This window comes from Salinicoccus sp. Bachu38 (assembly GCF_038561955.2).
In the GTDB taxonomy this organism is placed as follows: domain Bacteria; phylum Bacillota; class Bacilli; order Staphylococcales; family Salinicoccaceae; genus Salinicoccus; species Salinicoccus bachuensis.
On the sequence record NZ_CP138333.2, the window covers coordinates 152,769 to 175,634 of the forward strand.

At 47.4% G+C, this 22,866-nt stretch carries 16 protein-coding genes; 9 read left to right on the forward strand and 7 right to left on the reverse strand.

Annotation, left to right across the window (positions count from 1 at the left end; all coding sequences use genetic code 11):
* Positions 1-47: 47 nt before the first annotated feature.
* The 5 genes from RQP18_RS00755 (at position 48) to glnA (ending at position 8,937) form a co-directional block, all read left to right on the forward strand.
* A complete protein-coding gene (locus RQP18_RS00755; RefSeq protein WP_342388284.1) occupies positions 48-2,405 on the forward strand; it encodes an FdhF/YdeP family oxidoreductase in 2,358 nt (785 codons plus the stop codon).
* A 158-nt stretch (positions 2,406-2,563) separates the two neighbouring features.
* Entirely contained in the window at positions 2,564-3,904 is a 1,341-nt protein-coding gene (locus tag RQP18_RS00760) for a sodium-dependent transporter (protein ID WP_342388285.1), read from the forward strand.
* Between the two features lie 120 nt (positions 3,905-4,024).
* The gene (locus RQP18_RS00765; RefSeq protein ID WP_342388286.1) at positions 4,025-7,117 is read left to right on the forward strand and encodes an efflux RND transporter permease subunit; all 3,093 of its coding nucleotides are present in this window, start codon (positions 4,025-4,027) and stop codon (positions 7,115-7,117) included.
* Positions 7,118-7,251: 134 nt separating this feature from the next.
* Entirely contained in the window at positions 7,252-7,584 is a 333-nt protein-coding gene (locus RQP18_RS00770; RefSeq protein ID WP_373446100.1) for a MerR family transcriptional regulator, read from the forward strand.
* Positions 7,585-7,602: 18 nt separating this feature from the next.
* Positions 7,603-8,937 carry a type I glutamate--ammonia ligase gene (gene glnA / locus RQP18_RS00775; RefSeq protein ID WP_342388287.1) on the forward strand — a complete coding sequence of 445 codons (1,335 nt, stop codon included), beginning with the start codon at positions 7,603-7,605 and terminating at the stop codon, positions 8,935-8,937.
* Positions 8,938-8,962: 25 nt separating this feature from the next.
* Here glnA and RQP18_RS00780 read toward each other — a convergent pair whose 3' ends face one another.
* The 3 genes from RQP18_RS00780 to RQP18_RS00790 are packed head-to-tail and all read right to left on the reverse strand — an operon-like array spanning position 8,963 to position 12,306.
* Positions 8,963-10,162, reverse strand: coding sequence for a hypothetical protein (locus RQP18_RS00780; protein ID WP_342388288.1), 1,200 nt, complete (start codon positions 10,160-10,162; stop codon positions 8,963-8,965).
* Positions 10,149-11,357 (reverse strand): DUF58 domain-containing protein, encoded by a 1,209-nt coding sequence (locus RQP18_RS00785; protein WP_342388289.1) that lies wholly within the window; start codon positions 11,355-11,357, stop codon positions 10,149-10,151. The genes RQP18_RS00780 and RQP18_RS00785 overlap by 14 nt, the downstream gene beginning before the upstream one ends.
* On the reverse strand, positions 11,347-12,306 hold the full coding sequence (locus RQP18_RS00790) for an AAA family ATPase (RefSeq protein WP_342388290.1): 960 nt from the start codon (positions 12,304-12,306) through the stop codon (positions 11,347-11,349). The genes RQP18_RS00785 and RQP18_RS00790 overlap by 11 nt, the downstream gene beginning before the upstream one ends.
* 116 nt (positions 12,307-12,422) lie before the next feature.
* On the opposite strand from RQP18_RS00790, the gene RQP18_RS00795 reads away from it, so the two are divergent.
* Positions 12,423-13,607, forward strand: a complete 1,185-nt coding sequence (locus RQP18_RS00795) for an NAD(P)/FAD-dependent oxidoreductase (RefSeq protein WP_342388291.1) — start codon at positions 12,423-12,425, stop codon at positions 13,605-13,607.
* Between the two features lie 41 nt (positions 13,608-13,648).
* On the opposite strand, the gene RQP18_RS00800 is transcribed toward RQP18_RS00795, so the two are convergent.
* A complete protein-coding gene (locus RQP18_RS00800) occupies positions 13,649-15,316 on the reverse strand; it encodes a Na/Pi cotransporter family protein (protein ID WP_342388292.1) in 1,668 nt (555 codons plus the stop codon).
* Positions 15,317-15,689: 373 nt separating this feature from the next.
* Here RQP18_RS00800 and RQP18_RS00805 point away from each other — a divergent pair, with 373 nt between their 5' ends.
* A complete protein-coding gene (locus RQP18_RS00805; RefSeq protein WP_342388293.1) occupies positions 15,690-16,799 on the forward strand; it encodes an HAD family hydrolase in 1,110 nt (369 codons plus the stop codon).
* Between the two features lie 32 nt (positions 16,800-16,831).
* On the opposite strand, the gene serA is transcribed toward RQP18_RS00805, so the two are convergent.
* The 3 genes from serA to RQP18_RS00820 form a co-directional block, all read right to left on the reverse strand.
* The gene (gene serA, locus RQP18_RS00810) at positions 16,832-18,424 is read right to left on the reverse strand and encodes a phosphoglycerate dehydrogenase (RefSeq protein ID WP_342388294.1); all 1,593 of its coding nucleotides are present in this window, start codon (positions 18,422-18,424) and stop codon (positions 16,832-16,834) included.
* Entirely contained in the window at positions 18,411-19,565 is a 1,155-nt protein-coding gene (locus RQP18_RS00815; RefSeq protein ID WP_373446152.1) for a pyridoxal-phosphate-dependent aminotransferase family protein, read from the reverse strand. The genes serA and RQP18_RS00815 overlap by 14 nt, the downstream gene beginning before the upstream one ends.
* Positions 19,566-19,678: 113 nt before the next feature.
* Complete coding sequence (locus RQP18_RS00820) at positions 19,679-20,755, reverse strand: AAA family ATPase (RefSeq protein WP_342388296.1); 1,077 nt, start codon at positions 20,753-20,755, stop codon at positions 19,679-19,681.
* Between the two features lie 147 nt (positions 20,756-20,902).
* Here RQP18_RS00820 and RQP18_RS00825 point away from each other — a divergent pair, with 147 nt between their 5' ends.
* Complete coding sequence (locus RQP18_RS00825; protein ID WP_342388297.1) at positions 20,903-21,745, forward strand: DUF368 domain-containing protein; 843 nt, start codon at positions 20,903-20,905, stop codon at positions 21,743-21,745.
* A 14-nt stretch (positions 21,746-21,759) separates the two neighbouring features.
* Positions 21,760-22,791, forward strand: a complete 1,032-nt coding sequence (locus RQP18_RS00830; RefSeq protein WP_342388298.1) for a GTPase domain-containing protein — start codon at positions 21,760-21,762, stop codon at positions 22,789-22,791.
* Positions 22,792-22,866 lie beyond the last annotated feature (75 nt).

The following is a 22,866-nucleotide window of genomic DNA, read 5'->3' on the forward strand; positions in this document are numbered from 1 at the left end:
GATACAATAACTATAGGAAAAGACAATTTTTTGGAGGAAGTGTAGTAATGGGAAAAACTCTGCATCAAGGTCCGATAAGCAAGACGAAAAAATGGGATCCGAACCTGTGGGTGAGTCCGGTGCCGTTCGGTCTGACCAAAGTGAAACCGCACCACATCAGGGATACGGCCAAAATTGCGTGGAAAAATAAAGACAACCTCAACTATGCCAAAAATATCATTACCAAAGGTGTGTGTGATGGATGTGCGCTGGGTGTATCCGGTCTGCAGGACCAGACACTGAAAGGGCCGCATATGTGCACCACCCGCTTCAATGTCCTCCGCCTGAATACTGCGCCGCCGATCAAACCCGAGGTTCTGCATCAGGATATCGACGAACTGAGGAAGATGACGAGTGCGGAACTCAGGGAACTGGGCCGCATCCCGTACCCGATGATGCGCCGCAAGGGGGATCGCAAGTTCATCCGTATTTCATGGGACGAGGCGATGGACACGGTTGCAGATAAGATGAAGACTCTGGACCCGAAGCAGTATGCCTTCTATCTGACAAGCCGGGGCATCACCAATGAATCCTATTATGTTGCAGCCAAAGCATCAAGATTTCTCGGCACCAACAATATAGACAACGCATCCCGCATCTGCCATTCACCGAGCAAGACGGCCATGAAGCGCTCGATCGGTGTTGGGGCTTCGACATGCAACTATCAGGACTGGCTTGGTACGGATGTACTGGTATTCTGGGGCAGTGTGGCATCAAACTCAAGTCCGGTATCCACAAAGTATATGATGGAAGCGAAGAAACGCGGTACGAAAATCATCGTCATCAATCCATATAAGGAACCGGCGATGGAGAACTACTGGGTGCCTTCTGTGACGGAATCGGCTCTATTCGGAACAAAGATTGCGGATGACTTCTTTGAAGTGAACATCGGCGGTGACATTGCCATGATGCATGGCGTCATGAAGCACTGGTTCGAAATGGAGGCGGAAAACTCCGGCTCGGCAATCAATCACCAGTTTGTACAGGATCACGTAAACAACTACGATGAACTTAAAGAAACTGTGGAAAATCAGACATGGGAACGTATCGTTGAATCATCGGGCATCAGCCGGGAGCGCATCACAGAGCTTGCGGAACTGCTTGCGAAGTCGAATAGCGGCGTCATGGTGTGGGCACTCGGCCTGACGATGCATAAGCATGCGACGGACAATATTTCACAAGTTGCGAATCTCGCCCTGCTTCGTGGCTGGCTTGGAAGGGAAAATTGTGGTCTGATGCCTTTGCGCGGACATTCCAGTGTCCAGGGTTCAGGAGAAATGGGGGCCGATCCATTCGTTCTGCCTGGAGGCGACTATGATGATGCGAACAGGGAACGGATTGAAAAGATATGGAACTTCGAATTGCCGAAATGGCCGGGGGATTCCGTTGGTGTCACAATCGAAAATGCCATGCTGCCGGAAGATAACGAAAGGAAGCTGAAGCTCTATTATATGTCGGGGGGCAATTTCCTTGAGACGATGCCGGATCCTGATTTTGTAGCGGAAGCACTTTCCAATCTGGATGTCCGTGTGCATCAGGACATCATCCTGAATACTTCGACGCTGCTTGACGCCAAAGAGACGGTGATTGTGCTCCCTGCCAAGACACGGTATGAGCAGGATGGGGGCGGACTGTCCACATCAACAGAACGGATGGTCTATTTCTCCCCGGAAATTGAAGGGAATCGAAACCGCATCGAGGAAGCGAGGAGCGAATGGCAGATTTATGTGGATCTTGCCAAACGCGTGAAGCCGGAATCAGCAGAACTCATTGATTTTACATCCGGACAGGAGATCAGGGAAGAGATTGCCAGAGCCAATCCGCAGTATGACGGGGTGCAGCATCTCAAGGAGGCTGGGGACGTCTATCAATACGGCGGCGCCTGGCTGTGTGAGGGAGGCGTGTGCCCGACGCCGGACGGCAGGGCGAACCTCATTGGCATTGATATACCGGACAACAGCAAGAAAGCTGGAGAGTTCAGGCTTCTGATGAGACGTGGCAAACAGTTTAACTCCATGGTTTACGGCGATACGGACGCCTTCAATGAAATGGGCAGGTATGACGTGCTCGTCAGTAAAGAAGACGCGAAACGCGAAGGGATCCAGGATGGTGAAGCCATCGTCCTCTATAACAAGAACGGTGTATTCCAGGGATTCGCAAGAAGCGCTGATATCAAATCGGGCAATCTGGGCATCCAGTTCCCGGAAGGCAACTATCTTGTGCCAAAGGGCATATATGAAAACTATGCGAAGATGCCCGACTATACAGTCGATGTGAAACTGGAGAAGGCAGACCATTTCAATGCAAACAAAGACAGGCAGTACTATGAAAAGCCGGTGCCTGATCTTGAAGACAATCCAAACTAGCGGACAAAGGGGATGTTCCTGTCATGGGAACGTCCCCTTGCACTATTTTAACGGGGAATTTCTGACGCAGAGTATTCAAACGCATTACAGGTGTGCTAATATATTAGGAACTCTATTTAAAATGAATGAAGTGAATAATAGTGAAGTGAGGTTAGTTTATGAATAGTGTGAGATGGGGTTCCAAAATTGGATTTGTTCTGGCAGCTGCGGGTTCAGCAATTGGACTTGGTGCGCTGTGGCGTTTCCCTTATATGACCGCTGAGCATGGTGGCGGCGCGTTTCTTCTTGTATTTCTTATATTGACATTATTTGTTGGGATGCCACTTCTGTTGTCTGAGTTTGTCATCGGACGGGCAAGCCAACGAAACCCGATTGAAGGATTCGAATATCTTGGAGGCAAAAAGTTCTATAGAGTATTCGGCTGGCTTGGAAATATAGGAGTATTTCTGCTGCTCTCCTTCTACAGTGTAATCGGAGGCTGGATACTGATCTACCTTGTTGTTGCACTTGGTGATGCAATCAATCTGGTCCAGATCGACAATTATGGTGCGGCTTTCGAAGGCATCATCGCCAATCCCTTCTATGTCGTTGTTGCGCAGGGTGTCTTCATCCTGTTGACGGCCTTCATTGTGGCCAAAGGTGTGCAGGAAGGGCTTGAACGTGCATCCAAAGTAATGATGCCGCTGCTGTTTGTCCTGTTCCTGATTGTAATCATCCGTTCAGTGACACTTCCCGGGGCGATGGAAGGCATCGCATTCTTCCTGACACCGAATATCGGCGAAATCGATTCTACGGCGCTGCTCTATGCATTGGGCCAATCTTTCTTCGCCCTCAGCATTGGTGCGACGACGATGATTACATATTCATCGTATCTGGGTGAAGAGCACAATCTTACACAATCGGCGCTGTCCATTGTAATCATGAATGTTGTCATTTCCATCATGGCCGGGTTTGCCATCTTCCCTGCGATTGCATCGCTCGGTGTGGAAGCGGCTGAAGGTCCAGGGCTTGTATTCATCGTCCTGCCACAAGTATTTGGGGAGATTCCGCTGGGCATGCTTTTCTACATCCTGTTCCTTGGTGCCTTCCTGTTCGCTACATTGACTTCCTCGATTTCAATGATCGAGATCAATGTGGCCAATGCGATAAAAGGCAATGAGAGCAAACGGCGCAGCAGAGCCTATATCTTCGCCTTCTTCGTATTTCTGGCGGGTATTCCATCTGCCCTATCCTACGGTGTCCTGAGCGATGTCATCATTTTCGGCAGATCGATTTTTGATAATGTGGACTTCCTCGTCTCCAATATCATGCTGCCGATCGGCGCCCTCGTATCGACCCTGTTTGTCGGTTTCGTCATCGACAGGCGTGTGACGATGAGTCAGTTGAATGTTGATGAAAGCAGCAAGATGTATGGGTTGTACAAATTCTGGATATTGATGCTGAGGTTTGTACTTCCAGTAGTGATACTGATTGTTTTTGCAGTAAGTATAATAGGCTAGATGGGAACTTCCGGCGCTGGGCCGGAAGTTCTTTTTTTATAGTCAAAAAAGCCGTAGGGCAGATGAGATGAATTGTGGTAATATTCAATCAATAGATATCAATTCCGGGGAGGGAATGGAATGATTAAATTTTCGATTGGACGTCCCGTACTCACTATGGTCACAATGCTGCTTGTGATTATTCTAGGCGCTGTTTCCCTGATCAATATACCACTCAAGCTCATACCGGAAATAAACCCTCCGATCGGTGTGGTTGTTACGAGCTATAGCCAGGCGAGTCCTGAAGAGGTGAATCAGCAGGTTACTCTCCCTCTTGAGAATCAGTTGTCGACGACCCCGGGACTTGATTCGATGATTTCGACTTCCCAGGAAGGGTCGAATCTGATCTTTCTGCAATTTGGATGGGCCACCGATATTGATGAGGTTGAAAACGACATTAACCAGGCGCTCCGTGCTGCCCAGTTGCCCGATGGCGCAGGCGAACCCCGTTTCATGAAATTCGACCCAAGCCAACTGCCCATCATTCAGATGTCTTTAAGCAGTGATGAAAAGGATGCGGAATTCCAGTCCCTCATCGAAGATCTGACGGTGGAGCTCGAACGTATCCAGGGGATAGCAAGTGTAGATGCCGAAGGCCTTGCGACTGAAAGTATAGAAATCAATCTGGATGGGGAGGCACTGGATGAACATCAGTTGGATATGACGGCCATCCAGCAGGCGCTGACAGCGAGCCATCTGTCGTTGCCCGGAACGTCGATTGATGACGGGACCAAAAGCATCACTACACGCATACAGTCCCAGTTCCAGTCCATTTCTGATCTGGAAGCGTTCATTGTGACGGTCGACCCTGCGAATGGGGAAGCCATTACACTTTCGGATATTGCTGAAATAGAGAGGGTCAGTACGAGCGGCGATACGATCTCCAGGACGAATCAGCAGCCTTCCGTGCTGGTCAATGTACTTGAAGAGGCAGATGGCAATACATCCAATGCCTCACGGGAATTCAATGCCGTCCTTGAAGAGACGCTCGAACAGCCCAAGTATCAGGATATAGAAGCAGATGTTCTTTTTGACCAGGGTGACTATATCAACCGCTCGATCAGTGACATTTCGCAGGCGCTGATTCTTGGGGCAGCCTTTGCGATGGCAGTCCTCTTCCTCTTCCTGAGGAACTTCAAAAGTCCCATCATCGTCGGCATCGCAATCCCATATTCCGTCGTATTCACCTTTGTACTGATGTATTTCTCCGACTTTACACTAAACCTCCTGACAATGGGGGGGCTCGCTCTCGGTGTGGGAATGCTCGTGGACAACAGTATCGTTGTTATAGAGAACATTAATCGGCATCTGGGGATGAACAAGTCACCGAAGGAGGCTGCTTATGACGGAGCGAAGGAGGTGGCGGGCGCCATCACCGCGTCAACACTTACCACAGTGGCTGTATTTCTGCCAGTCGTATTCATCGAGGGCATCATCGGTCAGATATTTACACAGTTCTCGGTAACCATTGCCTTCAGCCTGCTTGCCTCGCTCGTTGTTTCATTGACCACGGTACCCATGTTCGCAAGCAAATTCATGAAGCGGCCGAACAAAAATCTGGAGAGAGGGAACAGAAAAGGGTTCTTCAACAGGGTGTTCAACGGGCTTCTGAAAAGGGTGCTGCGATTCAGGATCATCACTATCATCCTGGTCGGTATTCTGGTGGGACTTGGCGTATTCGGCATCTATCGTACCGGTTTGATATTTCTGCCTGAAACAGACGAAGGATTCTTTTCTGCAAACATCGATATGACGGCAGGAACCAATCTGGAGACGACGGAACAGGCGGTAGGGGAGATGGAATCATATCTATCCTCCATTGAAGATATTGATGTATATCTGAGCATGGCCGGAGTATCAAGCAATGGCGGTATCATGAGTTCAGCTGATACATCGGAGGGGGCAATCTACGTCACGACAGTTCCAATGGAGGAAAGGGGCCGGTCGACAAATGAAATTGCGAGAGAGGTTGGACCGGAATTGCAGAATATCGCAGAATCGTATATTGAGGATGCGGAGGTTTCCATGACGACTTCCACCTCTACCGGTACCGACTCCTCAGTGTTGTCATTCAATCTGATGAATGACAGTGAGCAGGATCTCAATGCGGATGAAGAAGCACTTACAGCTGCATTGCGAGAACTGGATACTGTAGCGGGGGTTTCCAATAATCTGACTGAGACGGTCGAGGAGCTGGCAGTCGACCTGGACCAGGAAGCACTATTTGAGAATCAGCTGACAGCCGCTGAAGTGGCTGAGAAGTTTTCAAACTTCACGAGAGGGGTAGATGTCTTCAATATTACTGAAGGCGAAACTGAGGAAATCTTGACCGTCTCCCTGCAGCTTGCCGATGAAGATGTAGATAGTATAGAGGCGCTCGGTAATATGACAATACAGACTTCGGCGACAGGAGAGAGCGTCAATCTCGAAGATGTGGCGGAGATTGAACGCCAGGCCGCTTCGGCAACAATCGAGAGGATTGATGGACTGCATGCTTATCAGTATGAATTGGAAGTTGCAGCAGGCAGCAGCCTTTCGGAAGCCGCTGCAGAACTTGAAGAGACGACCGGAGACCTCAACCTCAGTGAAGGCAGTGAAATACAATTTACCGGAGATCAGGAACTGATAGAAGACTCTGTAATGGATATGCTGATGGCGATGGTGCTTGCCGTCATTCTTGTCTATTTCGTCATGGCAGCACAGTTTGAATCATTCAAGTATCCATTCGTCATCATGTTTACAGTTCCCCTCATGTCGATCGGAATCATGTTCGGCCTATGGATCACCGATACGCCGCTTAGTGTGCCGGTCTTCATAGGTGCGCTGGTACTGATCGGCATTGTCGTAAACAACGGCATTGTCCTTGTCGATTTCATCAATCAGTTGAGGGAGCGTGGAATGAATCCATACGAAGCGATCATAGAAGCGGTCAATATACGCATACGTCCGATTTTGATGACAGCTTTCACGACAATGCTCGGTCTGATACCGATCGCCTTTGGATTTGGTGAGGGCGCAGAAATCAATCAGCCGATGGGCATCAGCGTGATTGGCGGACTGTTTACCAGCACATTTCTTACTCTGCTCATCGTCCCACTTGTCTATAGTCTGCTCACACGGGAAACATTGACGATGAATTTCAAAAAGAACCGTCATAAATTTGGCCGTGGGTAGAAAAACAACGGAGAAACAACTTGTTTTCCCCGTTGTTTTATTATACCTTTAAATCCATGTAAGATTATCTAACATCGATTAGATTTTTAAAAAACATTGTGCTAATATTATGAATATGATTAGAGGTGATCATTTTGGATAGAGATCAGATGAGGCGTAACACCGCTATTTTTCCGATGTCATCAGCCATGAAACTGACTGGTCTGACGGCGCGGCAAATCAGATATTATGAATCCCTGTCTCTTATTTCTCCTGAAAGGACTCCCGGAAACCATCGGATCTTTTCCATGAACGACCTGGATCTTCTTCTTGCCATCCAAAACTACATGGAAAAAGGGTTTACCATGAAAAGGATAGGGGAAATCCTAAATGAACCTCAGAAAGTCGAGACACCCGAGATCCTTAAGCATAACGAATACCAGAGACCACTATTGAATCGTGGAGATTTATCAAGGTTTTTCCAATAATCTACAGGAGCGTGTACAATGAGCGAATTTACAAGAGAAGATATCGTCCGTATTGCAGAGGAAGAGAATGTCAGATACTTACGCCTACAGTTCTCTGATATTTTAGGAACAATTAAGAATGTCGAAGTGCCGATCAGCCAATTGAATAAAGCATTGGATGGAGAAATGATGTTTGACGGTTCTTCAATTGAAGGTTTCGTCCGCATCGAAGAATCCGACATGTATCTGGTTCCAGACCTTGAAACATGGGCGATTTTCCCTTGGACCGCAGGCAAAGGGAAAGTAGCGAGACTGATCTGCGATATATACAACGTTGATGGAGAGCCGTTCGATGGAGATCCAAGATCGAATTTGAAACGTATACTTAAAGAAATGGAAGACATGGGGTACTCTGCATTCAATCTCGGGCCTGAACCGGAATTCTTCCTTTTCAAACTTGACGAAAAGGGACAGCCGACAACTGAACTGAATGACCAGGGTGGATACTTTGACCTTGCACCGACAGATCTTGGTGAAAACTGCCGTAGGGACATCGTGCTTGAGCTTGAGGACATGGGCTTTGAAATAGAAGCTTCCCACCACGAAGTGGCACCTGGCCAGCATGAAATCGACTTCAAGTATGCTGATGCCATCGCAGCTTGTGATAATATTCAAACATTCAAACTTGTTGTTAAAACAGTTGCACGCAAGCACAACCTGCATGCTACATTCATGCCGAAGCCTCTGTTCGGCTTGAACGGAAATGGAATGCACTTCAACGTTTCCCTGTTCAAGGGTGAAAAGAATGCATTTTATGATGAAAATGATGAAATTGGTTTGAGCCAGGATATGAGATACTTTATGGCTGGAATACTCAAGCATGCACGTGGATTTACTGCAGTATGTAATCCGCTTGTCAATTCCTACAAGCGTCTCGTACCAGGATATGAAGCACCAAGCTATATTGCATGGAGTGGCAAGAACCGTTCACCATTGATGCGGATACCTTCCTCCCGCGGGATGTCCACACGTGCAGAAGTGAGATCGGTCGACCCATCCGCCAATCCATACCTTGCATTGGCTGTCATTCTTAAAGCTGGTCTTGAGGGCATCAAGAACAAGACGAACCTTCCAGAGCCGGTAAATGAGAACATTTATGAAATGTCCCGTGAAGAAAGGGAAGCAGTCGGTGTAGAAGACCTGCCTTCTACTCTTTACACAGCACTTAAAGCATTGAGGGAAGACAGAGTCATCACGGATGCTCTGGGCAGCCACATCTATAAGCAGTTCCATGGCAACAAGAGCGTCGAATGGGACATGTACCGTTCACAAGTTTCCGACTGGGAGCTCAAACAGTATCTGAATCAGTATTAAAGTTAACAGGGATGAGACCCGGGTCTCATCCCTGTTTTTTCATATTCCGCATGATTGCCGTTTTCATATGATCTATTGCATGTTTATATTTCCTATAATCAGCATCTGAAGTATCCTGGTCCATATATCTTGTCCTGCGGTATATCTCAAGTTTATCGGAATCGATAATCTCTTCCAGGCGACATCGCAGAATCCATTCTTCAATGGTTTCATCCCTGTATCTTCCCAGTCCTTTTGAAGCCAGCCATTTTTCAAAATTATAATATAGTTTTCGTACTTTATTCTTCGGGGCTTCTGGTTTTGCATAGTCTTTCATCCCGGAGTAATGAGCAGCTGTTGCTCCATTGCTCTGACTGTTCTCTGTTTTTTGTTCAGTCGGAGCCTCCCTTTTTCTATAGTAATAGTAAATGACGATGCCGATTATCAATATGAGCAGAAACGTCGTGATTGTATCGACTGGTATCTGTGATGTTGTGGATTCTGTCTGGACCATCTCCACACTTTCTTCCCCTTCTGTCTGATCCGGCGTCTCACTGTCCGGTGGACGGGGCGGCTCAAAATCGACATCTTCCAGGAATGAAAAGAAAGGCTTCAGTATATGGACCATACCACCCAGCAATACGACGACGATATACTGGAGGGAGAAGACAGCATATCTATAGGCGGCAGCAAGGATAACGCCGAGCGTTATGAATATGCCTGAGAGCGAAAGGAAGACAGTGAATTTTCCAACACGGACATCCGGGCTTCCAAGCAGCAGAAACACTATCCTTCCGATGAAATAGAACAGTACCTGACTGATGAACAACAGGTGGTATGCCGCCAGGAGGGTGGAATCGGCTCCGGTCCCCAAAATATTGACGCCAAGAAGGAGCAGGAATGTAGTAATGATGGAAGGTGCTGCCAGCGTATCTTCAATATCATCGTAAAGATATTCGATGCGCAGTATCGGGACAAAGCTCAGAAGTAATGCTGATAACCAATGGAAACCGAGCATTACGGCAGTAACCAGAACAAGTGGCAGTATAACGTATATATATCGCAGTCTGAAATAATGGGCGATGATCCAACTCACTGCCATGATGGTCAGGACAATCACCACATAGGACAGTAGAAGTGGTGGCTTTCCGTTATGGGTGTTCAGAAATAGTATGATGAAATAAAGGAGGAACAGAGTGGTTCCGTAGCTGTGGAAGAATGAAAAATAATAGCTAGTTCGGCTCATCGTCATCGCTCCTCACTGGAAAAGAATATGGTAGCACAGCATCTCCATCCATCTGGAATACTTCGACGCCTTTGGCCCGGAAGGACTTGAGCATATCTTCAATCGCCGGGTCTGTTCTGCCTGTAAAGAGCAGATGGGAGGGCAGTGCCTCGTGAATGTGGATATGTTTCAAAAGGCGATCGAAACTCAATGTATAGGATAATGTATCGATCCGCGCGAGTGTCTCCAATGTTTTTCTGTAATGCAGTCTTCCCGCTCCTTCTTCCAAGTTGAGAAATGTACGGGAATCGAAGGTGGACAGATTCGTAAACAGGCTGTAGGGAATGGAAGCTTCATTCGCCATGCGGGTAAGGTAGGCGATCTTTTCAATGCTCTCTTCTATATTGGCCGGAGGAGCATAAGTCTTTTCCGATCGAAGATTGATGGCAATCAGCCAGGAGACATGGGTTGTCTTTTCATAGATGCGTGTTTGGAGTTCTCCGGTCTTGGCACTCGCTTTCCAATGTATGTCCTTCATGCTGTCCGTCTGCTGATAACGTCTCGTTCCGATGGTGAGCATTGGGTCATTATAGAGTGCCTGTTTCTGTATGAAAAGCCCCTGCAGGGTTTTATTTCTCATATCGAAAGGTGGTATGTCGAGCTGTCCGGGATAGACGAGGATTTCATGGAGAAATCTGCCTTTTTGAGTAAGTAGAAGCGAACCAAAGCCAAATATTTTCGGCACTTTCATTCTTGTATCCATTACTTTGACTATCCCACGTTTCCTCGCTCTGAAGGGAACCTCGATGGTCACATCACTTTTGGGCATGACAGTAAAAGGGACGCTCGTTTCGGTCTGGTGTCTTATTTTTAATGAAGTATCTTTAAAAAATTCAATATCATCACTTGCAACCAGTGTTATCGAACCGTTCAGAACAGGGAGCCACCCCCCATTATGGAGTCTGATCCGAAGCATCCTTTCCTGATTCTTGAACAAACGCATCTCTTTGTCCACAATGGAGGCTGTAATCTGGTCAGGCACTTTTTTTTCATAGACGAGGTTGAGAAGGAAGAAAGACATGAAGAGGCCGAGGGACAAAGTCAGCCACTGGTTCAACTGCATACCATAGAAAACGTCCAATATGAAAAGGATGGCGACAGCACCGATAAAGAATGTCATTGTACTAGAAGGGCGATATTCGACCTTATAATTCATGTCTTGGGACCCCATATTCAACTGGTACTTCTGTGTTCTCAATGATTTCCCTTATGACGCTGTTCTGGTCCGCCAGGGTGAGGCCTTCAATACTCAAAACAATACGATGGCCTAATATGTATGGGGCAATATATTTCACGTCCTCCGGCGTTACATAATCCCTATCACGAATCAAGGAAACCCCTTGCGCAGCGTGCATCAGAGCCAGTGTACCGCGTGGCGATACGCCAACATCTACATGCGGATGGACCCTCGTATGGTGGATCATATCGAGCATGTATTCCATAGTGGAGTGATTCACTGCAATGGCCGAGCGCCTGCGTTGTAATTCGGCAATCATTTCCTTGCTGAATACAGGACGGATCTCTTCCTCAAGGGATGGGCCGTTGTACAATGCCATCATATTCAGTTCTTCTTCCCGCGAAGGGTATCCGAGGTCTACCCGCATCAGAAAGCGGTCCAATTGGGCTTCAGGCAGACTGAAAGTCCCCTGAGTGGATTCAATCGGGTTCTGGGTAGCCATTACAATAAATGGGTCGTCGATTTCTATTTTCTGGCCATCAATCGTTACTTGTCGTTCTTCCATGACTTCGAGGAGGGCCGACTGTGTGCGGGGTGTAGCCCTGTTGATTTCATCTGCCAGCAGGACATTGGTGGCTATCGGCCCCACCTGCAATTCGAATTCATGGGTCTTTGGATTATATATGTTCAAACCTGTAATGTCGGTGGGAAGCAGGTCCGGTGTGAACTGGATTCTCCTGAAGGAGCCAGCGATTGTCTTTGCCAACGCCTTGGCCAATGACGTCTTCCCGGTTCCAGGAACACTCTCGAACAATATATGTCCTTTTTGAAGTATGCTGATAAATATAAGGTCGAGAACTTCATCCTGGCCGACAATCACTTTTCCTATTTCTTTTTTGAAATTTGTCAAATGTGTTTCAATATTCAAATTCTTCTCCTCCTTTTATTACATAGTATTAAAAATAGGAAAGTTTTGCCAGTTATTTTGTTGAATAAATGGACGGAGAAAGGGGAATGATACTTAAAAATGGAGGTGTCGAAAGAATGAAAAAGCATTATCGACTGGTCATATTGGGTGGAGGGACTGCCGGTATTTCCACAGCAAGCCGTATTCTGAGTGAAGACAAGAGTCTGAAAAACGATGTACTGATCATAGAACCCACCACGCATCATTACTTCCAGCCGGGCTGGCCGTTGGTCGGCAGCGGAGAGATGAAGCTCGAGGCCACAAAAAAATCCATGGACAAGGTGATGCCAAAAGGTGCGAAGTGGCTCCAGGAAACGGTGGAACGTGTGGACCCTGTCAAACGTGAAGTGGCGGCAGGCAAATATACCATCGAATATGATTTCCTGGTGGTGGCCCTTGGGATAGAGCTGAATTATGATGCAATCAAGGGTGCCAGGGAGTCGCTTGGATCAAACGGAGTATGTACGAACTATATATATGAACATGTCAACTATACGTATGAGACCCTGCAGAATGTCAAAGAGGGGAACATTGTGATTACCAAGCCGCAGTCCAGGATAAAAGGTGGCGTTTCCGCTGAAAACTCTGTCTTCACAATGGATGAATATATAAAGGATAATGACAGTGATGCCAGCATAGTGTTCCGTAGCGGACGGGATCAAGTATTCAAGGTGAAAAAATACAGTGATAAAATTGTGGAACGGCTGGAGGAAAAGAAGATAGACTACAGGATGAAAGAGGAACTTGTCGAGGTCAGAGGGGAACATAAGGAAGCCGTATTTGAAAACCTTGATACGGGGGAACGCCATGTTGTGCCCTTCGAAATGCTCGTCATCACACCTCCCATGAGCGGGCCTTCGGTGCTTGAAGGCTCCGGTCTTCTGAACCCGGAAGGATGGGTAAGTGTAGACCCCCATACGATGATGCACAACACCTATACTACAGTCTTTTCACTGGGTGATGCTTCGAGTCTGCCGACGGTCAAAATGGGCAGTGCGGTAAAGGAACAGATGCCCATCCTCGTCAAAAATCTTCTGGAGCGTATGGATGACAAGGTGCCTTCACATGAGTATGATGGAAAAACCGCCTGTCCGATAGCGACTGACTATGGTCATCTGATACTTGCAGAATTTGACTACAATAATATTCCTGAAGAAACGACGTTTTTGAATCAGGCAGATAACAAAAAGATATTCTATCAGTTCAAGAAAAATATGCTGCCAATCATGTACTGGAATGCATTATTAAAAGGGAAGGTATAGAAAAAGCTGGACCAGCCATTTGGCTGATCCAGCTTTTTTCCTTATTCATAGATGGTAAAATCTTCAGCAAGGTCATCGACTTCATCACTCAAGTTCGTTTCAGAAATATTTCTTGCATTGTAGCCGATGCGTTCCAGGGTACTGATGAGATCTACATAAAGCAATCCGCCATCTGTGGAGCAGATGCCTTTGTTCAGACGTTTGACATGCTGTTTTCTTAACTTGTTCTCTATCTTGTATGATTTCTGACTGAGTCTAATGACCTCTTCCAGATCCTGTGGATTGTATATATCGAGAGACTCTATCGACTTCCTGAAGGACTTGTACACATGGTTGAACAGATCTTCAAGGCCTTCTTGGGCTGGTTCGGAAAGATCGATGTTCTCACGGTGCTTCTTATTGAAAAGGTCGGCATATTCATTGATCTGCCCACTTACCTTATAGAAAATGCGCGTCACTTCAAGCAAGGTTGACTGTCTTTCCGCATCTTCCGGAGAAATGTCATACTTTGATGCGTCGATGATATATGATCGCAGGCTGTCCTGGAGCGTATCGACGACATTCACTTTCTCTTTAATCTGTTTATACAATTTAGGATTGTTAGTCTCGCTGTACTCTTTCGTATCATCCAGAATGCTGAGTGTAAGATTGCCAAGGTTCTTCACTTCTTTCTGGGCACCCTGCAAGGCCAAGCCAGGTGAGCGCTTAAGAAGATGAGGATCCAAGTGGTTTGGCTTATAGTCTTCAGAGAAGTCTCTTCCTGGGACTATACGGGTTACAATCCATGCGAGTGCGGCAATGAACGGCAAGTGGATGAGTGTGTTTGTGACATTAAAGAAACCGTGGGCAAAAGCGATTGTCATTTCCGGGTTGAGTTCCATTGCAGATTGCAGATAGGAAACGAAGTTGACGAACAACGGCATGATAATCATGAAGATCGTTGCGCCGATTACGTTAAAAATGACATGGACAGCAGCAGCTCTCTTGGCTGCGATGGAACCGACAAGCGCTGCAAGAACAGCAGTAATTGTTGTTCCTATATTATCCCCGAGCAGTAATGGCAAACCGGCACTGAGGTCCAGAAGCCCGTTGCTGTAAAGACTTTGCAGTATACCGATGGTAGCACTCGAACTTTGGACTATGACTGTAAGTGCTGTACCGACAGTAACTCCGAGAAGAGAGTTGGAAGACATGTTCAGCATAAGGTCTGTAAACCATTGATAATCCGCCAATGGTTTCATACCCTGACCCATCAGGTCGAGTCCGTAGAACAGGGCACCAAAGCCGAAGAGTATGCGCCCGATATTATAGGATTTTGGGCTATTCTTCAGAAAGAATATGAGGAATGCACCAAGAGCCAGAATCGGCAATGCATAGTCGCCAATCTTCAGTCCGATGATGAAGGCAGTGACTGTGGTACCTATGTTGGCACCCATAATCACACCGATAGATTGACGCAGTGTCATGAAACCTGCAGAAACAAGTCCGATAGTCAGCACCGTCGTTCCTGTACTGGTCTGCAGCAGTATTGTAACGACAATACCAGCAATGATCCCTTTAATCGGGTTAGATGTCATCCGGTTCAGAATTTCACGCAACCGGTCTCCTGCTGAAGCTTGCAGGCCATCCCCCATCTGTTTGATACCATAAAGAAAAATACCAAGTCCTCCGAGAAATAGAAAGATGACTTCCATCGGACTGAGTTCCATAAATATTCCTCCACCCAGGCACAGCGTACCTTAACATTATATTAATGATTTTAACGTAATATTTACCATTCATATTACGACTTACATTATAGGATGAAACTTATGAAAATGCATCAGAATAAAAAAATTAACCCGGGTTAAAATGTTATATTTGGCGTAAAACGTTTTCTTGCATAATTCGTTGTTCCCTGTGTGAAAGCGGTTTAAACCACGCGACTGGCAGTGTATAACGATTAATATGGTATAATTTTACCTCTCTTGAGAGGGGTGAATTTGTAAAATTTTTAATTATCAAAACGAATATCGACAATTAACGGCTGATATGAGAAACTTGAGCTTATAAAAACCTAGTGTGAATGGGGAGGACAAGAGTGTGACGGTGGTACTATTTGATGTGGATGGTGTTTTTTTAAGTGAAGAAAGGTGTTTTGATGTATCCGCTCTGGCGGTGCATGAGATGCTTTATAGTCCAAGATATCTGAATCTGGATACATATCACTTCCGTACGGACTACAGTGATCAGGAAATCAAGGATATAAGGGCGGAAGTGTTCAGTAACGACGAAGTGCTTGACCGGTTCAAGCAGATGGGTCTGAATTCCAACTGGGATATGCTTTTTGTTACATTTTCAATCCTCTATATAGAGCTGATGAAAGATGCGCAGGTCAATGTCGAAAATGTGGATATTGCCGAAATCCATGGGGTCGGTGACATGATGGGCGCCCAAAAGGTGAACTACAGCAAAGTTGTCGATTTCCTCAAGGGTGACACTTATACGAAAGATTCGATCTATGATGCACTCATGACGTATGCCAGGGAGAAATTGGGCATAGAGGACGTGTCCGCTTTTGAGATGTCGGGACCGATTTGGGCAACGGGACAGTATAAATATCAAGAATGGTATCTTGGCAGTAAGGATGTAAAGACATCCACAGGTATTGAGGCGGAGGAGCCGGACAAACCCGGATTCATCCATGATGAGGAGTGGATTGTGGAACCTGAAGCCATCAGGGGCATGCTGAAGCGCCTGCTTGATGCGGGGATTGAGATCGGTGTGGCGACAGGACGCCCGAGGCAGGAGACGCTCATCCCCTTCCACCAGGAACGTCTCATGGACATATTCCGTGACAACAGGATATCCACTGCCTCGGAAGTGCTTGCGGCAGAGGCGAAGGAACAGGCTGAAGGGTCCCTTGCCAAGCCCCATCCATACAGCTATTTATGGAGTCTGTACGAGCATGAGGAGAAGCATTTTGAAGATGCGGTGAATCAAAGAAATATCTCGGAGGATAAGATTTTCATCGTGGGAGATTCGGTGGCCGACTACTATTGTGCTGAAGCAATCGGATCGGACTTCGTTGCTACATTGACCGGCCTCACGGGACGGGCGATCATTCCAAATTTTGAAGCCCTAGGGGTGAACCACATGGTTGATTCTGTTCTTGAAGTGGAAGAAATCATACTAAAAAACCATCACTCATGAGTGATGGTTTTTTTGCGCTCGATCTGTCCTTCTCAGGATAGATCAACTTGCTTCACCCTATGGAAGCCATCGATCTTTGTGAGCTCTTCAATTGCTTTGTCACTTACACTCTGATCTAGCCTCAAGGACAATAGCGCAGCACCACCTTCGTCTTTCCGGCCGAGCTGCATGCTGGCGATATTGATACTATACTTGCCTAAAGTGTATCCCATTTCACCAATGATGCCCGGACGGTCGAGGTGATTGATGAAGAGGAGGTGTCTTGTCGGTTTGATGTCCACCTGGAAGCCGTTTATTTTCACAATGCGTTCCCCATAGCCGTTCAGGACGCTTGCGCCGATTGTCAACGTTTCGTCGTCATTGACCAGTTCTGCTTCGAGGTAATTGCTGTAGCCGTGCGTCTGCCCCTTCTTCTCCACCTTGTATGTGACACCCTGTTCCTGGAGCAGGTAGAGTGCATTGATGATATTGACGTTTTCACCTAGGTGGGGCTTCAGCATGTTTGCAACAAATGACCGTGTCAGAATGCTTGTATCATCTAATGCAAGATCGCCGTGGTATTTGAGTTTGATTTCCATAGGGGGGCGATTCATCAACTGTATCGCCACCTTGCCCATATGTGTGGCAATATTTATGAAAGGTTTGAGTTCTTCATTGATATTCTGACTCATTCTTGGTGCGTTCACGGCATGGACGATTGTATTGTTTTCAAGAATGTCTATTATTTCCCGGGAAACGCTGATCGCCACCTTTTCCTGGGCTTCGACAGTCGAGGCTCCAAGGTGCGGCGTCACTACAATGCGGGGGTGGCTGAGAAGCTTCTGGTTGGTTGGGGGCTCCTCTTCGAATACATCTAAGGCTGCACCATCTATCTGTTCCTCATCGAGCGCTTCCAGTAGTGCTGCCTCATCAATGATGCCACCCCTTGCCACATTGACAATTTTGAGTTCCGGTTTTGCCAGTTTGAAGAATTCCTTGCCGACAATTCCTCTGGTCTGTGGGGTCAGAGGTGTGTGCACAGTGACGAAGTCTGCGTGTTTCGCAATATCTTCAACTTCCATCTTTTCTATATCTGCTTCTTTGGCCTTATCCTCTGACAGATAGGGGTCGAACGCAACGATTTTCATGCCGAAACTCTGGGCACGCCGGGCGACGCCGAAACCGATCTTACCGACTCCGATAATGCCGAGCGTCTTGCCATACATTTCTGTCCCTTTATAGGCCTTGCGATTCCAGGCACCTTCTGAAAGCTCCTTGTGTGCTGCCGGAATCTCCCGTGTCAAGGCAAGCATCATTGCCATTGTATGCTCAGTCGCGGATATCGTGTTGCCATCGGGCGCATTGATTACGATGACCCCGTATTTTGTAGCGGCGTCGATATCGATGTTGTCTACACCGACCCCGGCCCGGGCGATCACCTTCAGGGATCTTGCATATTGGATGATTTCCTCGGTGACGGTTGTCTGGCTTCTGACGATTAGGGCGTGGTAATCATGAACGATTTCAAAAATTTCCGCTTCAGAGAGGCCCGTGTTGATATCCACTTCGTAATTGGGATGATCGAGCAGTTCTTTAATGCCGTCCTCACTGATTGGGTCCAATACGAGTACTTTATATTGATTCATAATATGCCTCCTGGGCAGCAGTCAATGCTCTGCCATAGTATTTCTTCCCGCGATAGTCACTTGTGATCGCTTCAAGTGCAGATAGGACGGTCAGCATATCCTTCGGAAACATATAGCCCATATGACCGATGCGCAATATTTTTCCTTTAAGCTGTTTCTGCCCTCCTGCAATTGTGATTCCATGTGTTTTTTTCAGGGCATCCTTGATATGCGCAAGTTCTGCTTCATCGGATTTGAATGCGGTGACAGTCGGAGAGGCATGGGTTTCATCTACCAGGAGTTCAAAATCCAGTGCCTTGAGCCCAGCCCGCAGCATATTGCGCATCTTGAGATGGCGCTCGTACACCTGTTCCACACCTTCCTCCTTATACAGCTCCAGAACCTGCGCCAATCCTTGTATGAGTGAAACGGCCGGGGTGAAGGGGGTGGAGTTCTCCTCCAGAGATTTGAAGTATCTGTTGATATCCAGATAGAACCTGGACAGGGTGTTTTGGGAAGCACGTTCCCTCGCCGTATGGTTCATGGCGACGAAAGCGATTCCGGGCGGCAGCATCAGCGCCTTCTGGCTGCCCGTCACCAGGCAGTCGATGGCATCCCCGGACATATCGAACTTCATGCCGCCGACCGCACTTACACCATCGACGATGAACAGCGTGTCCTTATTGTAATCCTTGACCAGCTTTCCCAGGGAATGAATCGGGTGGACTACGGCTGTGGATGTTTCGCAGGCTTGTGAGAATACAGCCCTGATATTTTCTTTATCATCAAGGAACTTCTTGAAACTTTTCAGGTCTGCCCCTTCGCCCCACGGCACTTCAAAAACATGTACGTCGAATGGATATGTCTGTGCAATATTTCTAAAACGGTCGCCGAACGCGCCACTGACGATGACTGCAATGGATTCATCGGGCTGTACAAGGTTGACCATTGCTGCCTCCAGGGCACTTGTGCCGCTTGATGTAAGGACGGCAACAGAATCATCTGTGCCGAATAATGTCTTTATGTTGGACTGCACATTTTCCATAAGTGCAGTGAAGTCGGAAGAGCGGTGTCCAATCATGCCATCTGACATTGCACGTGTTACTTGAGGGGGGATGGGCGTCGGGCCGGGTGTGAGTAGCAAGTTCGGTTCCATATATATCTGCCTCCATAGAATAGATGTACACTATAATATCAAAGTTTTCTGTATTTTCCATAATTATAAGAGAGACAAATATACTTAAGAGTGTAATATTATCCGGTAAAACGTTTTCATCAGTTATCCTTGCCCTCTTTCAGAATTTCATCCACCAGCCTATGCGCTTCCTGGTATCTGTTTCTATAGGATTCGCCATCCAGAATATGTGTTATTGACAGAAGGTCGTGCATTTCCAGCTCATCCATGATCATTTCATGGATTTCATTTTTAGCACCGAGGTTGTCCACTGCCTCGCCTTTCGGTGCTTCCGGAGGCAGCACCAGGACGAGTGACCAGTTCTGGAGATGGATATAGTAGTCGAAGACGGATTTCAGACGATTGAATTCCTCTCCATCGGCATATCGTTTCATGTTGACCTTTGTAGTCATGACATCGGTGTCCGCAAAGAAGACTTTGCGCGTGCCGGGGGAGTGGATATGCCGCCTGTTATTCTCAAACTGTCCGATGCCGATTGCATGAAAGTCCTTTACATCCAGTTCATCGTCCGCAATCCGATGCTCGTGGCAGTATGTTTTTGCATACTCCACGGAGTAGCTTGTGGAATAGCGCCTTGCCAAATCCTGAACCATCGAAGTGCGTCCTGTGCCTGGAGCTCCGATGATGAGTACGTTCTGGACAAAGAATTTTCTGAATGGGCGCATGACATAGTCCCAGTTCAGTATGGGCTCTTCCCTGATGCTTGTGCCGCTGATTCCGAGTATTTTGCGGTCGACCATCGTAATGGATGTATCGATATGGGGCCATTCATCACAAAAGAAGTTCTGGAGTGGTTCGATGTATTCCTCCTCACCGACGTAACAGGTCATCCTCTCCACGGGAAAAGGGAGGAAATCCTTTTCCTTGAGGATGGTTTCTGCGAGCATTTTGAGCCAGGGTTCCCAGCCATGCGGGTATCTGGGTATATGCGTTTCATCCAGCTTGAGTATGGTGACGTTGTCATCAGGACCGAGCAGCCGCCGCATGGATTTGACCCGATTGTCGAGTGTCATGCCATAGTTGTCCCCACGGTCGCCCTGGTACCCACTGACGATTACGAAAGCATGCCTGTTCTCCCGTTTTGCGCGGATGATCTGTTCAAAGTGTCCTACATGACAGGGGGCGAAGGTACCGAAATAAATTCCTAGATCTCTCACTGTGACAGCTCCTAACCAAATGGTGTTAAGACAGTTATATCAGTATAAAAGCGGTTTATCAAATCAATATACATGCTCTTTGCCAACTATCATGCAAAGATATGCTACAATCAGATGGTAAAAATTAAAAATTGAGGGATAAAATAAATGGTTAAATGGGTAAATATATTTAAAGGCTTTCTGATGGGGATATGCGAGCTGATTCCAGGAGTCAGCAGCGGAACGATGGCGCTGCTGCTTGGAATCTATGACCAGTTCCTCGGAGCCATCAGCAAAATCGTGTCAAAGCACTACAGGAAGGCGATTCTGTTCCTGCTGCCGCTGGTCATCGGAATGGGAATTGCAATACTTACATTATCGAACCTGATAGACTATCTGCTGCGGAACCACACGGTGCCGACACACTGGTTCTTCATCGGGCTGGTGCTGGGGGTCGTCCCGATGATGCTCAGGATTTCGAACTACAAAGTGGAATTCAGGGCGGGCCACTACATCATTTTATTCATGGCTGTGGCCCTGCTCTTCGTGATGGGTATAAGCAGGGGGGAGGAGGAGGTAATCAATGATATTGCGATTACCTTCCCGCTTCTCGTCAAAATGTTCATCAGTGGCATACTCGCTTCAACAACGATGCTGCTTCCGGGAATCTCAGGCTCTCTGGTGCTTCTGCTCCTGGGTTCCTATTCCATCGTCATCTATGCAGTGAGTGAGCTGACGAGCTTCAATCTTGGAATCCTGCCGATTCTGATCGCGGTCGGCACCGGCATCATCTTGGGGCTGCTTGTGGCCAGCCGCATCATCCAGTATATGCTCAGAAACTTCACGTATCTGACCTACGCACTGATATTGGGACTCGTCATCGGCTCCGTCTTTGCAATCTATCCGGGCCTTCCGGATACAGCCCTCTCCTGGATGGTGACAGCACTGGCTGCCATCCTGGGCTTTGCAATCAGCTGGTACATGGGTGCTGACAATGAAGGTACAATCTGAATCGAGGTGAGGATATGGAACAGAGCCATCCATTGATTATGGCCTACCATGAATATATAGAATCGACGATCGATTATCGTGTTGCTGTGCTTGGACAGGTGGACGCGGGCAAAAGTGCCCTGGTGAACCGCTTGGCGGATGCTGATTCTTTTATCTCCACACAGACTGACGCGACACGCACCATTACGGAGCATCCCTACGGCAGCCGGGGAAGGATTCTCGACTTTCCGGGTGTCGGAACAACAGAATATTCTCCGAAACAGTACAGGAAGCTGATAGCAAAAACGGGTATCAGGCATGTATTATATGTATTCTCCTCAAAGATACGGGATGCGGATGAAGCGGTTATCCGGTACCTTGCCAAAAAGGGTGTCCATATCACTTTCGTATATAACAAAAGCGATACACTGGTTGATGTCTCCGGGGAGCGGGCGCAGAAGACGCTGATGAACGACAAGGATACGGAACTCCACGTGACTTTCAAGAAACAGCTCGACCAGCCGCTGTACTACCATTTTGCCAGTGTAAAGGATGATGCAGGCATCGCGGTACTGAAAGGAAAGCTGGATGACATATTTGGGGAAAAGGATGCACTGTTCGATCAGAGGGTTCAGAGTGCACAGTATCTGGAGAAGTTCCTGTCCCGGAAAATGAATGGGCTGGCAACCAAACTGCTGTCTCCTGGCTTCAAGGACATCATTCTCAGCCGTGCTTACAGATCCATAGAAGAGATGACGGAATCGCACTATCACGTAACGGCCGAGGATGGGCTGGAAATCGGCCAGGAAATTCCGAGGGCCGCTGATTATATCAACCGCGTCAAAGATACAGAAAAGGATACGAAGAAGCCGGCGGATTACATCAATCACCTGGCGACGCTCTTCAGCGCAGTCTTCAAGATGCGGAAGCTGAATGTGGTGACGTTCATTGTATCCTCCCTGGGTGAAATCAGTGTAAAAAACATCTATCCCGTACTGAAGGGAACATTCGAATACGTCGGTGATATGAATGACTTTGCCCGCGAAGTCGTCAAATATCACCGGTAACCCCCCAGCACTCCGGCGATTGTCGGAGTGCTGTTTTTTTGTCTGGGACAATCGTTTGCACAAGAAGTGTATCCC

Excerpts from the sequence above, each read along its gene's own strand:
- RQP18_RS00760 (WP_342388285.1), top strand. The coding sequence starts at position 2,564 with ATGAATAGTGTGAGATGGGGTTCCAAAATTGGATTTGTTCTGGCAGCT.
- serA (WP_342388294.1), bottom strand. The coding sequence starts at position 18,424 with ATGAATCAATATAAAGTACTCGTATTGGACCCAATCAGTGAGGACGGC.
- RQP18_RS00780 (WP_342388288.1), bottom strand. The coding sequence starts at position 10,162 with ATGAGCCGAACTAGCTATTATTTTTCATTCTTCCACAGCTACGGAACC.
- RQP18_RS00800 (WP_342388292.1), bottom strand. The coding sequence starts at position 15,316 with ATGGAACTCAGTCCGATGGAAGTCATCTTTCTATTTCTCGGAGGACTT.
- RQP18_RS00755 (WP_342388284.1), top strand. The coding sequence starts at position 48 with ATGGGAAAAACTCTGCATCAAGGTCCGATAAGCAAGACGAAAAAATGG.
- glnA (WP_342388287.1), top strand. The coding sequence starts at position 7,603 with ATGAGCGAATTTACAAGAGAAGATATCGTCCGTATTGCAGAGGAAGAG.
- RQP18_RS00765 (WP_342388286.1), top strand. The coding sequence starts at position 4,025 with ATGATTAAATTTTCGATTGGACGTCCCGTACTCACTATGGTCACAATG.
- RQP18_RS00795 (WP_342388291.1), top strand. The coding sequence starts at position 12,423 with ATGAAAAAGCATTATCGACTGGTCATATTGGGTGGAGGGACTGCCGGT.
- RQP18_RS00825 (WP_342388297.1), top strand. The coding sequence starts at position 20,903 with ATGGTTAAATGGGTAAATATATTTAAAGGCTTTCTGATGGGGATATGC.
- RQP18_RS00830 (WP_342388298.1), top strand. The coding sequence starts at position 21,760 with ATGGAACAGAGCCATCCATTGATTATGGCCTACCATGAATATATAGAA.
- RQP18_RS00785 (WP_342388289.1), bottom strand. The coding sequence starts at position 11,357 with ATGAATTATAAGGTCGAATATCGCCCTTCTAGTACAATGACATTCTTT.